This window comes from Kordiimonas aquimaris (assembly GCF_025574485.1).
GTDB lineage: Bacteria > Pseudomonadota > Alphaproteobacteria > Sphingomonadales > Kordiimonadaceae > Kordiimonas > Kordiimonas aquimaris.
Window position 1 is genome coordinate 347,873 of record NZ_JAOBPO010000001.1, and the last position, 12,942, is coordinate 360,814.

Genomic DNA, 12,942 nt, shown 5'->3' on the forward strand with positions numbered 1-12,942 from the left:
TCATCGCGCCCGCAAGCGCATTCACACGTAATTAGACAACTTTATTGTGGATAAATCGTTAACGACTAATTTTGCCATGAAACTTGACAGGCATGAACGCAATGACGATTCTCATCGTCGGGTATAGATACACAGTTATCCATAAGGGAGCCACACTATGGCAATGAAGCAATGGAACAGCTTAACGCAGATGTTCTTTGACCAAACAACTGCAATGCCTGACAAGCCATTGTTGTTCGCCAAGAAAGATAATGCGTGGCAGTCCGAGACCTGGCAACAAGTAGCCGACAAAGTGACACAGCTTGGTGCAGCGCTGAAGAAAATGGGTGTTAGCAAAGGTGACCGGGTTGTCATTGTGAGTGAGAACCGGCCTGAATGGATGGTTGCGGATTTTGCTATTATGGCCATTGGCGCAATTTCAGTACCAACCTACACTACCAACACCGTGCGTGATCATCTGCACATTGTTGAAAACAGTGGGGCGGTAGCGGCGATTGTTTCCACAAAAAACTTGGCACGGACCTTTTTGCGTGCGGCTCACGAGTGTGACGAACTCCAGCACACCATTGTCATGGAACCATTTTCAATTGAGCAGGAACTTAATGTTACTGTTTATGACTGGAACACTGTCATTAATGAACAGTCGTCCGATATTGAAAGCTTCAAGGCCGCTTGTGCAGATGTACAACGCGAGGACATAGCCTGCCTGATATATACAAGTGGAACCGGCGGCGCACCAAAAGGCGTGATGCTGCATCATGGGTCATTGTTGCATAATTGTGATGGTGCTTCTGACATTATTGAACGGCTTGGTCTGGACGGAAACGCCTTTCTCTCATTTCTACCATTAAGTCACGCTTATGAACACACAGCTGGCCTTTGTTGGCCGCTATGTATTGGTGCCGAAATTTGGTACGCAGAAAGCATAGAAAAGCTTGCTGCTAATATGGCCGAAGCCAAACCAACAGTTATGGTGGTGGTACCTCGTTTGTTTGAAATGCTGCGCACGCGCATAACCCGCACAGTGCAAAGCGAAGGCGGCATGAAAGCCAGAATGTTTGACAAAGCAATCGCGCTGGGCGTGAAACGCCTACAACACGGCGAGTCTTTGTCTTTGCTAGAAAAGCTTCAGGACTGGTTTTTGTCCAAAACAGTCAGAAAAAAAGTGCAAAAGCAATTTGGTGGTCGCCTGAAAGCCCTTGTATCTGGCGGCGCGCCGTTATCACCAGATGTTGGTTATTTTTTTGCAGCGCTCGGCTTACCGCTTTTGCAAGGTTATGGTCAGACGGAAGCAGGGCCAGTGGTTTCTGCAAACCCGCCCTGGGCAACCAAGATGCATACCGTAGGTAAAATTTTCAAAAACATTGAAGCTAAAGTTGCTGATGACGGCGAGATATTGCTAAAAGGCGAGATGGTCATGAAAGGTTATTGGCGCAACGAGAAAGCAACGAGCAAAACCGTTGTGGACGGATGGCTGCACACCGGTGACATTGGGCAGATTGATGAAGATGGCTATCTTGAGCTAACGGACCGAAAGAAAGATATTATCGTTAACGATAAAGGTGACAATGTTTCGCCGCAACGCGTAGAAGGCTTACTTGCACTTGAAGACGAGATAGCCCAAGCAATGATATACGGCGACAAACGTCCGCATATGGTCGCTTTATTGGTTCCTGATGCTGAATGGCTGGCTGGTTGGGCAAAAGCCAATAACAAGCCTGCAGCGCGGCTTGAAAAACTATCAGATGACAAAGACCTGCATAAAGCGATTGATGCTGCTGTGAGCCGTATTAACAAACGACTATCCAACATCGAGAAAATTCGTCGCTTTGCCCTCGCAACAGAAGCTTTCACAATTGAAAATGAACAAATGACACCAAGCTTAAAGTTGCGCCGTCATGTCGTGAAAGAAGTTTACAAAGATACACTAGAAGCACTTTATGCTCGTCGCTAGAGCATGCTTATATGATGGCTTACCAAAAAATGCCGTTTTTTGGTGCGAAATTGCAATTATTCTTTGCGAAAAAAGAACTATGGCAACCAGATTCAATTGTTAAGTTTGCATTTAATGATTGTCACAACCGGTAAAAAACTATCAGTCGCAGATCTCAATGATCATGGAGAGCAAAATGATAAAGGTGGCGCGCAATGCTGATACGCATACAGAACTGCGCAACCGTTATAAAACCGTGCGCGCACAATCACTTTTACTAACAGCCTCATTATCCGACGCTGACGCGACTGTGCAATCCATGGAGGACGCCAGCCCTGCAAAGTGGCACTTGGCGCACACAAGCTGGTTTTTTGAAACGTTTTTACTTATTCCCCATACACCGTCTTACCGTCTTTTTGCTGCAGACTTTAGCTTTCTGTTTAATTCTTATTACGAAGAAGTCGGTGCACGCTTTTCTCGCCCAGACAGAGGTATGTTGACACGCCCAAGCCTTGACGATGTTCGCAACTACCGCGCATATGTTGATAGCAACATGGTGGCTCTTCTTGAAACGGATGTGGCACCAGATGTACTGGCCCTTGTTGAGCTTGGCTTGAACCATGAACAGCAACATCAGGAGCTGATACTCACTGATATTCTGCACCTCTTTGCCCAAAACCCCATGCGGCCCACTTTCCGCATGAGCGAGCCACTGAGTGTTTCACCTGATAATATATCGCCGATTAAATGGGTATCTTTTGAAGGGGGCAATATAGAAATTGGCCACGGTGATACAGACTTTGCCTTTGACTGTGAAACACCAAAGCATGAAACTTTTTTACATCCGTTCCGATTGGCTTCACGCGCGGTCACAAACGGGGAGTGGCTGGATTTTATGGCGGATGGCGGATATGAAAAACCATCTCTTTGGTTGTCAGACGGTATTGCCACAGTTCGCGCTCAAAACTGGCAGGCACCTCTATACTGGGAACAGCAGGACGGCGAGTGGTGGTCCATGTCTTTACGCGGATTTCAACCTATTGACCGAAGCGCGCCTGTCGCACACATTAGCTTTTATGAAGCCGATGCATATGCAACCTGGGCAGGGAAACGGCTGCCGCGGGAAGCGGAATGGGAACATGCCGCCACGCAATCTGCTATAGCTGGTAACTTTGCTGACACAGGCCGCTTGCGGCCAAAACCCCAAGTTTCTGGCACGACCGACAAATCGTTAACCGGTTTATTTGGTGATGTATGGGAGTGGACTGCAAGTCCATTTGTTTCCTACCCTGGCTTCAAGCCAGCGGCAGGCGCTGTCGGTGAATACAACGGCAAATTCATGAGTGGTCAAATGGTGCTCAAGGGTGGATCATGTGTAACGCCTGCTGGTCATATGCGCGCATCTTACCGCAACTTTTTCCAACCCGAAAAACGCTGGCAGTTCTCAGGATTGCGGCTAGCAGAGGACGCTTAATGTACGGCGAAAACATCGATACTGCCACACCAACCGGAAAACATAATACAACCGCGTCCACTTTCGCAGAGAGTGTACTTGCGGGTTTGGCGTTACCTCAAAAAACACTACCTTGTTACTGGCTCTATGACACACGCGGATCGGAGCTGTTTGAGCAAATTACCAAGCTCCCTGAATATTATCCAACGCGCACCGAGGTCGGTATTCTGCAAACTAATATTGGAGAGATTTGCGAGGCAATAGGGCCAGGTGCTTCAGTTGTAGAGTTTGGTGCCGGTGCTGGCACCAAAACACGCTTGCTGTTAAGCGCACTTGTTACGCCTCAAAATTATATCCCGATTGACATATCGGCAGACTTTCTTGAATCAGCAATGACACATCTGGCAGCAGACTATCCAACCATTAATATTACGCCTATCGTTGCAGACTTTACCTCACCAGAAGCGTTAGTGAAGGCGACATTGCCAGGCAACAATCGCCTTGGTTTTTTTCCTGGCTCTACTATAGGAAATTTATCGGATATCGAGATTGCAGACTTTCTCTCAGGCGCGAAAAAGGGACTGGGTACCGATGCTCAGTTTCTTATCGGTATTGATTTGGTCAAAAGCACAGATGTTCTTATTCCCGCATACGATGATGCGGCAGGTGTAACGGCCGCCTTTAACCTTAATCTTCTACAACGGATAAACCGCGAGATAAGTGGATGCTTTGATCTTGATAACTTTAAACATGAAGCAAGATGGAATCAATCAGACTCGCGTATTGAAATGCATCTGGTTAGCCAAATAGAACAAGCCGTTCGCGTTGGTAACCAAACCTTTTCCTTTCGAAAGGGCGAGACAATTCATACTGAAAATTCGCGTAAATTTACGCTTAAGCGGTTTGAAGCGCTTGCTCAAAATAACGGCTGGCGTCTTAAGCAAACATGGATAGATGAAAATGACTATTTCTGTTTGGCTTTATTGGGGTAGGCCAAAATCACTGTATTAAGTCTTTATTTTGCTTGAAATATCGCATTGAAAAGATGCCAAACAAGGGCCCTAGCGCCAGAACGAGAAATGCCATTGGCCAGCTAAAAGCCTCTACAAATTGTGGCGTAAACTGAACAGTTATAGACGTTAGCGCAAAGCCAAGTGCCGTTTGCAATGTCATCAGGCTTCCTATCCTGTCAGGCGGCGCATGATCAGCCACAAGCGCAGAAAATTGAGGCGAGTCCGGTATGATGCTCATACCCCAGATAATCAATGCCATCACAAATAGAATAAGCGAATACTCAAAAGCTAAAGCTGCACATATGCCGCTAGCTGCACTGATTATCATTGCTATATTTGCAATGCGCGCTTTACCAAATCTGTCAGCAAGCAGACCTGATGGCACACACACAACAGCACCGAGCCCAATAGCCCAAAACGCAATCAATGAACCAAAAGCTTGAGGGTTTTCAACATGGCCTGTCGCAGCAACACCTGCGACAACGCCAACCCACGCCCAAAAAGCGTACAACTCCCACATATGACCGAAGTAGCCAAGGAAAGCATAGCGAACCGGTTTGATCTGCCATGCAGCCATTATTGCACGCGGGTCAAACTTTGCTGCTTGCTGATGATATGGCCCAACGTCACAAAACAAAATTGCAATGCCACCTATCATACCGGCAACACTCGTTACTAGTAATGTTAAGCGCCAATCCACTCCGCCAAAGTAGACAGCCAAATGCGGTAAGGCTGAGCCAAGAGCAAGCGCTCCCACTAGTAAGCTTGCAATTAATCCGCGTCTCTTGATGCTCCAACCAACAGCTACCTTCAAGCCAACAGGGTAAACGCCAGCAAGCGCAAAACCAACAACAAGGCGTGAAGTAAATGCTAACAAACCATCTGGTGACACTAGAAATAATGCAAGGTTTGCAGCGGATGCAATAAGAGCAAAAACAGCAAACAAACGTTGCGGCCTGACACGGTCTGGCAAGCCGGAAATCGCCAAAACAAGCGCCCCAGCTACAAAGCCGATTTGTGTGGCAGCAGAAAGCCCGGCAAGGTCGGCAACCTCAAGGCCGTTAGCCGCCGCCAGCGCAGGCAAAACGGACGCCGCAGAAAACCAAAGGCTGAGAACGGCGACTTGTGCAAAAAGAAGCAAAATAATTGAGCGCACCATAACACGCCTGGCTACCGCTTCTATGTTTGTTTCAACCTCGTTCAAGGGGCGCTCTGTTTGGCATGCTGCGCATAAACTGTCATGCCCGCGACAATACCATCAAACAAAGGTGCCGCCCATGTACGGCCTGCCTCAATCGAGCCTGCTTGCGTTGCGATATCAATCGCACGTGCCGCCTCAATGATGGCCACTGTAGCTCCGTACTCTGCTGCTCGCTCAATTAATGGGTGCCACGCTTTAGAAGACCCCTCTTTATCGGACAAACCGCCGCGCACACGTGCACCGATATTGCCAAGCCCTGTTTGCTTATAAAAAGGCGCAACATGTTTCTGTATAATACGCTCCCAAGCGGAATTGCGTTCATGCAGCCCTGTCACCAGCATCTGTGCGCCCGGGTTTGGGTTTTCTGCATTCGCCGTTGCTGCGTCTGCTGTTAGTAAAATTGTTTGTACGTTTTCGTTGCCTTTATGTACGCCGGCAATGAAATGCTCCAGCCCCTGAAACCCGTCCCAGTTTTCACCGTACATTTGTATGGTCGGCACCAATACATAAAACCCTGCGGTTCTAAGACGCTTGGCAAGCTCTTCTTGCGTGATCGTATTCCATATAAACCCAATAGAGCGACCGTTTACGCTGGCACCGGGCTGCGCTTTACCAACGGTGTACTGCACTGGAATGATAGCAATTGGTTTTTCTGTGTTTATGCGTACTGCAGCCACATCCGCATGCGGCCAATTCTCACCTGTATATGTGTAACATACGCGGTAGTCACCCACACCGGCGGTACTCAGATAATTTTCACAGCTTTCAGCAATCTCTACTGTTTCGCTTGCCGCCGCAATTGTCGACGAGAAAAACAGCACTGAGGCAAAAAGGGCAGACAGAATGCTACCAAATATATAACCAGCAGTATTCATGGCGGTTATTTTGCAGTAACCCGCTTAATACTTCTAAACATTACAGGGTTTGCGAGGATTTGACCTTTTAGATACACGTTATCTGTCGCTGCATCATCGCGCACCTGATGAATTTTACGCACAACATCCATGCCCTCTATAACCTTGCCGAAAACAGCAAAGCCTTGTTTGTCAGCATTGCGTGCTGCACCGTAATCAAGCGCAGGCTGGTCTCCAATACAGATAAAAAATGCTGCAGCTGACCCTGTGCCCACTGCAGCACGCGCCAAAGAAACAGCAGCATCCGTATGCTTCAACCCTGTTTGTTCGGTTGTCTCGTGAGCAACACCTCCGGTTAGATCACTGGTGTCAAGCAACCCTCCCTGAATGACTTCGATCTTCGGCGTGCCATTGTCGTTATCATGTCGCACAGTCCGATAAAAACCAGCGTTTTCATATAGGCCACCATCAACAAACTTCAGGAAGTTCTCTGCAGAAATTGGCGCTTTGGAAGGGTACACTTCAATAAGGATAGCGCCCAAGTCTGTCGTAAGTTCAACCTGAACAGGCGCGGCTTCGTCGCGGGCGTTAACAGGTAAAGCAACAGAGCCCAAAGCAACCAGCGTGCATAGAATAATCCGGTACATTTTTTTCATGGCTTATCCCCAAAAATTGTAAGGTATGTCGCCATACCGCTCATAACAACTTAGCACTACGGCCCAAACATTATAGATTTAATTATTTTTGCCTGGTCGGTAGCGACGCGTTGCGTTCGCCAAAATTTCATCACGTTCGATGAGAGCGCGCCGCCATTTCTTCTGTGCAAATAAAGGAGCCTGGTCGCGGTAATGCGGCGAAGCTTGATCAAGTGTTGCACTACCAAACTGATGGATAACATCGGCGCTAACGTTGCCGTCTTCTGTCCATTCCACAAGTGCTATCCACGTATCGCCGTGTGTAACAGGTGCGGTTCCATCATCTTTGGTTTCAACCGCATAGACAGCGCGCAGTGTGTCAGGCCCGCCGTCTATCGGCAAACTAACATCGCCGCGCACCAAGCGACTAACTTCCCCCCACTTGGGATCAATACGTCCGTGGTGTTCTATAAGATAATCCGCGGCCCACTGCACAGCAGCACGCAGAGCCTCAGGGCTGTCATCATTGGGCGACATTTTATTATGACGACGAAGGGCCGTCATCACTAAAGCGGCATGACGGTTTTCTGCATCAGCACTCATATTCCAGGCACTTATATGCTCAATCGCTTTTGCCAGCGGCTCGTCGCTCGCAGCACCAGCAGCTACGATCTTTTGTACACGCTTGGCAGGTTCCGATTGCGGAGCATATGAAACATCAAACTTGAGCGCGAGCAAACGCTCGCGCGGTATCGGTGCTTTTCCCTGCATCAATTGCATGGTGCGCATGGACCTGTTGGTTTGATTGGTTGCAAGCCCCATCGATTGCGGGAAGTTTTCTGCCTGCAAATTGTCAGGGCCGTCAGTTGCGCTGTATGGCGTGTTGTTAGAATTAAATATGAAGCCAGACTGGGGGTTGATAAGCTTTGGCACGTCGCCGTAGGGCCGGTAACCCTGCCATATCAAATCAGACCTGTCCCCGGGCATGTCTGCCTGCCAATTCCATGCATCATTGCGGTTCGGATACTGTGCATTATGCACAAACGCAATATTGTCATCTTTGTCGGCATAAACATAGTTGATACTAGGCAAGGCATTCATTTCCATAGCAGCCATAAAATCCGATAAATTGCGCGCCTTATTAAGCCTGTAATACTGCTCAAGCTGCCTGTATTCGCCCATACCAGCGTACCGGAGCGCGAAGGCCTTACCATCGCGCTCAATCACAGGCCCATGCTTGCTGCGCAGAACACGCTGTTTGGCAGGAAATGCAAACGGGCCCCAAAGCTTAACGGGGATTGTAACTTCACTGACCTCAAAATCCTGCCATTCACCGTCTAGCAAATATTGCAAACTGTTATCCGGGTTGCGTGTCAATTGGTACACATCCGACAGATCAATGTGATTAACCGTATTTGCCCAACCAAGTGCGCGGTTAAAGCCGTGGAGAATGACCGGCGTTCCCGGGAACAGGCCGCCCGTGATATCAAGCCCTTCCTCAGAAACCATATGTGCTTCATACCAGGCCACCGGACCAGTTAAGGGTTGGTGCGAATTAATAACGAGCCGTGTGATATTGTCATCAGCACGGTCGGATGAAACGGCAAAGCCATTTGACCCTAATTCAGCATTCGTTTTTGAACGAATAAACCAAGCACTTTCATTTGTAGAAGGGTCAAGCGCCAATTCACGTTCTTCAGTGCCCTCAAATAACGCCAAAAGTGTTTTATCAAGGCCATAAAAAAACGGTGTTTTAAAGATAAAACCGGCAAGAACATCCTTGCCTGTAAACGGTGCCAAACCAGCCCATGTGGCATCTGGGTTTTCAGCCGCATATAAGTTTACGCCAGCAGCATATGCATCTGCAATTTTCTTTACCTCGGCTGGAATACCATCAGCATAGTTAGCATCCAGCGTTTCCCATACGTCAAACAAAGATACGATATAATCTGTCGGGGCAGCACCTGCGCCGCGGTAACGGGCAAGCCTGCCGCGTGTTGCAGCAACCACTTCCTGTATTGTTTCAAAATCATCTTCTGCATGAGCATATGCAAGACCAAAACTTGTATCCGCATCTGTACGACCAAAAATATGCGGCACACCCCATTGGTCGCGAACAATCTCAGCATCATAGGCAAGCGCTGGTGCAGAAAGCGTTTTTGCATCAGAGTTGTCTGGCAATGGGTTCCAGAGCCACACGCCCACACCGAGCAATGCAACAACCAGAACTGACAAAATAATTTTTACAGCGTTCTTACGCATAGATTATTGGCCTTTAGTTAAAATACTAAAATCAGAAAGGGTTTAGCGTATAACCTGCCTGTTGCAGTAACGCATGCGCTGTCATGGCAGAAACAGCCATTTCAACATCCGGCAAAAGTTCACTTGCAACTACACCCTGGAATGCTGCCGACTGGCCACATACATAAACCTTCACACCATGTGCCTGCAGCACCTTGATTAAATCTGCGTTGGCGTTCTCACCGCCATAAGCAACATCGTGCGTTAGGTCCTTCACAGCAGCGCCGTGAACAACAACAGCCAAATTCATACGATTTGCCTCAACACCAGCAAGCGCATGCATGTTAAGAAAGCGCGCTGCAGATTCAAAACGGCGATTGATACTGCCTATTTCACCCCGTTCTGTTACATCAAAGGCAACATTAAAGGTCACATCAGCAGAGATAGGGGCAGCGTTTTCTATTTTTGTTACAGGGCCATATTCAGTGATCAAGGGCCCTCGACTGAAACCGGGAGGCTGCGCATACAAGGCACCTGCTGAGAAAACAACCAGTACAAATAATGCACCCGTCAACGTCGCTATTAGTCTTGCCATCGTTACCTCCCCACATATGTCATTACTCAAGCTTATCCCGCCCCGTTAGCGCATGAAAAGCAAGCCTCAAGTTTATTTCTTGCCATATTTTCATATATTTTACGCGACAGTATACATAAAATATCTCCAGATTAACCTCACGGCAAAGGCGATTGATCTCAGAGCACTTGTCAGCAGACAGCATAAACTATCTTATGTGACAGCATAAAATTCAATCTGGTCAGGAGGTATAATTATGCTCCGGTACAATATTATTCTAGCGCTTATATTCTCGGTATTTACCGCAAGTCACACTGCTTATGCTGCAGGGAAATTGTCCGACAATCAGCGCATTGAAAGCGCACAGCTTGGGTATGCCCTCCAGTACCGCGTATACACACCTGAAGGTATTGAAACACTTGAAAATATACCAACTATTTATATGACGGACGGGCAGTGGTACATCAAAAGCGGTAAAATGGTTAAAGAGCTGGATAGGCTGATTGCTAAAGGAGCAATTAAACCGACAATTGCCGTGTTTGTAGATAACCGGGATCCTGATAATTTACGCAACAACAGGCGGAACCAACAGTTCTTTTGCAATCCTGATTATGTTAAATTTTTCACTAATGAATTGGTGCCAACAGTCACAGACAATTATCCCACAAGCCAGGCCCGCGATGACCGCGTTATTCTCGGCTTGTCATTTGGCGGCTTGAATGCAGCTTGTTTTGGTTTGATGGCACACCCCACCTTTGGCGGCATTGCCATGCAATCACCAGCAACACACCCTGTTCCAAAACTGTTTGATGTCTATCAATCTGAGGATACCCGCCCGATTAAAATCTTTTTCAGTACAGGCACCAAAAACGATAACGCTGGCGCTTCTCGCCGCTTTAGAACTGTGCTGAAAGAAAAAGGGTATGAGATGATGTATAAAGAAGTCCCATACGGTCATAATTGGCGAAACTGGAAACCTCTTCTTGATGACATCTTGTTATACTATTTTGCAACCTGATGTAACGCACCACCTCACTAAAACTGTTATATTAGGCATTGACAGATCACACACCACAATCAGACAATTCGTTACTGAATTATTGAATTTTTAACGTGTATCAATAACTTTTCTCAAACTTTCTGGAGGCAAGTGGTGTCCAAGAAAAATGGCCAACCGTCCAATGATAACAATATGTGGCTTAGGCACGCCGTATTTGAAAGTTTACTTATTCTAATCGGGATTGTGCTTGGTTTTTGGGTCAATGAATGGCGAGAAGACCTTCAAAAGAAAACACAAGGTCAAGCAGCTCTTGCGCGCATTGTTGAGGAACTGGAAGACAATCGCCTATCGGTTCAACAGATCTTGCCTTATCACAAGCAGGTACTACAAAAATTAGTCGCACTTGAAGAAAACATACCAGACGCGCCAATGATAGAAACATTTCTTGGTACGGTCGCCTCTCAGGGAGTTGGTGATCTTTTTGTGCAGGACGAAGCGTGGAAAACTGCTTCGGCGCGCGACTCGTTAGTTGCTGTAGATTTTAGTTTGGTCCAACAAATTGCAAGCGTGTATAATCTTGCCGATACAGGCCCTAAAAGTACGTGGAATAATACGATTGCATTATTTAGTGAAAAAGAAGCGTTTGAACCAGCTGCTGCTCCTTATATGCAAAAACGGTTTTTGTTCAATTACACTAATCTGGTTTCACAAGAACAGTATCTGATACAGCGTTATGATGCCGTCCTTGAAAACATAAATACCCTACATGGCAGCACGCAGAAATAAATATCCGAGCTTGATAATACATACTCACCGTGCATGTATCCGTACCCAATGGCTGCTTATAATCCTCAAACTGAATATGCACGCCGCGAGCATGTTATTTTACACCACAGGCTTTAAACCAAAGACTCGTATGTCATTCGACTAATGAAGATAGAGCTCTATTTTGTCTTTATGCATGAGCGCAGGGAGACACTGTATGCCTAACAAACTACACCCTATTGAAGAACCTTATTCAAAAGAAGTTGCAGGAATACTGAGTAAGTATCCTCAACAGAACGGATACATCCTTAAACTGTTTCGGCTATTCGCCAACAGTACGCGGTTTTTACTTAAAGGAATGCCCAACCTGCTGGATAAAGAGAGCCCCTTATCCATGAAGCAGCGTGAGATCGTTATCTTGCGGGTGACTGCAAATTTAAACTGCGAATATGAATGGGGTGTACATGTTGCTGTATTTTCATCGCATGTTAAACTGACAACCGATCAGATTGCAGCAACCAAAACCAAGGCTGCAAACACTGACTGTTGGGAAGACCAAGAGCAAATCCTATTACAGGCCGTTGATGACATTTGCTCTCATCACCGCATATTACCGGCAACATATGAACGGGTTTGCACCAGCTTTAGCAAAGAACAACAATTGGAAATACTGGCCCTTTGCGGCGCATATCATACAGTTAGTTTTATTGCGAACACTACAGAACTAGAAAGCGAGTCTTTTGGGGCTAGGTTTCCAAAAACCTAGCCATCGATCAGGCATATGATCGGTTAACTTCGGGTCAATGAAAGTGCATTTTTAGTAGCCCTTAGTGTCTTCAGAAACTTACGCGCATGGCGCATCCGCTCTTCAATTTCATCAATTTTCTTTTGCAAGAAAATATCAGCATCAAAAAAATCTGCGGATGGATTTTCTATTGTCTCGATCAAGGCTGAAAATTCAGCAATTGAAAACCCTGCATGCTGCGCCTGCTTAATCATCGCGATGCGTTGCAATGTTTCTTCTGGGTAATTTCTGTACGTATTCGTTTTGTCCTTACTTGGCAATGACTGGATAAGGCCTTGCCGTTCGTAAAAACGAATAGTGTCAGGACCAACGCCTGCCTTCTTGACAACTTCACCTATTCGCACGAATATCGCTTTCTTCAGAACCATTGACAATGGTCCATTGTTAACATATCGCTGTATTAAATCAATAGTATGTTTATAAAAGTACAGGCCGTATCTCTATACAATCTACAACCATCAGGAGGGG

General features: G+C 46.8%; 12 protein-coding genes. 6 read left to right on the forward strand and 6 right to left on the reverse strand.

Features of this window, described 5'->3' with window-relative positions:
- Positions 1-157: 157 nt before the first annotated feature.
- The 3 genes from OEU88_RS01650 (at position 158) to egtD (ending at position 4,378) form a co-directional block, all read left to right on the forward strand.
- Positions 158-1,954, forward strand: a complete 1,797-nt coding sequence (locus OEU88_RS01650; RefSeq protein WP_262693360.1) for an AMP-dependent synthetase/ligase — start codon at positions 158-160, stop codon at positions 1,952-1,954.
- 163 nt (positions 1,955-2,117) lie between these two features.
- Complete coding sequence (gene egtB / locus OEU88_RS01655; protein ID WP_394805218.1) at positions 2,118-3,407, forward strand: ergothioneine biosynthesis protein EgtB; 1,290 nt, start codon at positions 2,118-2,120, stop codon at positions 3,405-3,407.
- Complete coding sequence (egtD, locus tag OEU88_RS01660; protein WP_262693362.1) at positions 3,407-4,378, forward strand: L-histidine N(alpha)-methyltransferase; 972 nt, start codon at positions 3,407-3,409, stop codon at positions 4,376-4,378. The genes egtB and egtD overlap by 1 nt, the downstream gene beginning before the upstream one ends.
- Before the next feature lie 7 nt (positions 4,379-4,385).
- On the opposite strand, the gene OEU88_RS01665 is transcribed toward egtD, so the two are convergent.
- The 5 genes from OEU88_RS01665 to OEU88_RS01685 all read right to left on the reverse strand — a co-directional run bounded on the left by OEU88_RS01665 (position 4,386) and on the right by OEU88_RS01685 (position 9,925).
- Positions 4,386-5,603, reverse strand: a complete 1,218-nt coding sequence (locus tag OEU88_RS01665; protein ID WP_262693363.1) for an MFS transporter — start codon at positions 5,601-5,603, stop codon at positions 4,386-4,388.
- Positions 5,600-6,475: a hypothetical protein gene (locus OEU88_RS01670; RefSeq protein WP_262693364.1), complete on the reverse strand. Its 876-nt coding sequence runs from the start codon at positions 6,473-6,475 to the stop codon at positions 5,600-5,602. The genes OEU88_RS01665 and OEU88_RS01670 overlap by 4 nt, the downstream gene beginning before the upstream one ends.
- Before the next feature lie 5 nt (positions 6,476-6,480).
- Positions 6,481-7,110, reverse strand: coding sequence for a peptidylprolyl isomerase (locus OEU88_RS01675; protein ID WP_262693365.1), 630 nt, complete (start codon positions 7,108-7,110; stop codon positions 6,481-6,483).
- A gap of 78 nt (positions 7,111-7,188) precedes the next feature.
- On the reverse strand, positions 7,189-9,351 hold the full coding sequence (locus tag OEU88_RS01680; RefSeq protein WP_262693366.1) for an acylase: 2,163 nt from the start codon (positions 9,349-9,351) through the stop codon (positions 7,189-7,191).
- Between the two features lie 31 nt (positions 9,352-9,382).
- Entirely contained in the window at positions 9,383-9,925 is a 543-nt protein-coding gene (locus OEU88_RS01685; RefSeq protein WP_262693367.1) for a DsrE family protein, read from the reverse strand.
- A gap of 235 nt (positions 9,926-10,160) precedes the next feature.
- On the opposite strand from OEU88_RS01685, the gene OEU88_RS01690 reads away from it, so the two are divergent.
- The 3 genes from OEU88_RS01690 (at position 10,161) to OEU88_RS01700 (ending at position 12,435) form a co-directional block, all read left to right on the forward strand.
- Complete coding sequence (locus OEU88_RS01690) at positions 10,161-10,922, forward strand: alpha/beta hydrolase (RefSeq protein ID WP_262693368.1); 762 nt, start codon at positions 10,161-10,163, stop codon at positions 10,920-10,922.
- A gap of 135 nt (positions 10,923-11,057) precedes the next feature.
- Complete coding sequence (locus OEU88_RS01695; RefSeq protein WP_262693369.1) at positions 11,058-11,690, forward strand: hypothetical protein; 633 nt, start codon at positions 11,058-11,060, stop codon at positions 11,688-11,690.
- A 196-nt stretch (positions 11,691-11,886) separates the two neighbouring features.
- Positions 11,887-12,435, forward strand: a complete 549-nt coding sequence (locus OEU88_RS01700) for a carboxymuconolactone decarboxylase family protein (protein WP_262693370.1) — start codon at positions 11,887-11,889, stop codon at positions 12,433-12,435.
- Positions 12,436-12,458: 23 nt separating this feature from the next.
- Here the strand turns inward: OEU88_RS01700 and OEU88_RS01705 are convergent, their stop codons facing one another.
- Entirely contained in the window at positions 12,459-12,842 is a 384-nt protein-coding gene (locus tag OEU88_RS01705; protein WP_262693371.1) for a MerR family transcriptional regulator, read from the reverse strand.
- Positions 12,843-12,942: the final 100 nt, after the last annotated feature.